Raw genomic sequence first — 956 nt, 5'->3', positions numbered from 1 at the left:
CGCGGGCCGCGCTCCTCGCGGCCACGGCGGCCCTCGTCGCCGTCTCGGCCGTCCGGGCCCGCGCCGGCGAGGGCCGGAGCCCCGCCGCCACGCGCGCCGCGGTCGCGCGCGCCCTGGGGGCGACGCTCGAGGGGCGACGCTGCACCCTCGTCCACCCCGACGACGCCCCCGCCGCCGCCGCGCGCGAGCTGCTCGCCGAGTGCGAGTTCCACGTGGCCGACCTCGCCCGCGCGCTGGCGATCCCGTCGCCGCCGCACGTCACGATCTTCGCGTACCGGAGCGACGAGGAGAAGCGGCGCCTCGTCGGCGCGGCGGCGACCGCGTACACGAAGCCGTGGCTCGCCGAGATCCACCTCGGCGCCGCCGCGCTCCCCCACCCGGTCCTCCGCCACGAGCTCGTGCACGCGGTGGCGGCCGCCGCCGCGCGCGGTCCGCTCCGGGTCCCGGCGCGCGCCGGCGTGCTCGTCTCGATGGGGTTCGTCGAGGGGCTCGCCGTGGCGCTCGACGTGCCGCGCGGCGCCTGGACGGTGCACGAGTGGTCGCGCGCGGCGCGAGACCTCGGCCTCCTCCCGGACGTGGAGCGCATCGTGGGGCCGGCCGGGTTCTGGGCGCAGGCGCCGGCGCGGGCATACGTGGCCGCGGGCAGCTTCGTGGCGTTCCTCCTCGATCGGTACGGCGCGGATCCGGTCCGCCGCGCGTACGGCTCGGGCGATCTCGCCGCCGCGCTCGGGCGTCCGCTCCCGGCGCTCGTCGCGGAGTGGCAGCGCTTCCTCGACGGGATCCCCGTGCCCGACGGCCTGCGGATCGCCGCCCGGGCCCGCTTCGCGCCGGGGAGCGTCTTCGCGCGCCCCTGCGCGCGCGAGGCGGCGGCGGTCTGGGCGGCGGCGGCGACGGCGGCCGACGCGGGGCGGCTCGCGGAGACGTGCGCGCTGACCGGGCGCGGCGCGGCGCTCACC

1 pseudogene is annotated in these 956 nt (G+C 80.8%); it reads left to right on the top strand.

Features of this window, described 5'->3' with window-relative positions:
* A pseudogene (locus MNZ27_RS23240) lies at window positions 1-956 on the top strand (type VI secretion system protein); the annotation flags it as partial.

The organism is Anaeromyxobacter oryzisoli (genome assembly GCF_022690765.1).
In the GTDB taxonomy this organism is placed as follows: Bacteria; Myxococcota; Myxococcia; order Myxococcales; family Anaeromyxobacteraceae; genus Anaeromyxobacter; species Anaeromyxobacter oryzisoli.
Note: the sequence above shows the minus strand (reverse complement) of the source record. Positions and strands in the feature narration are given on the sequence as shown.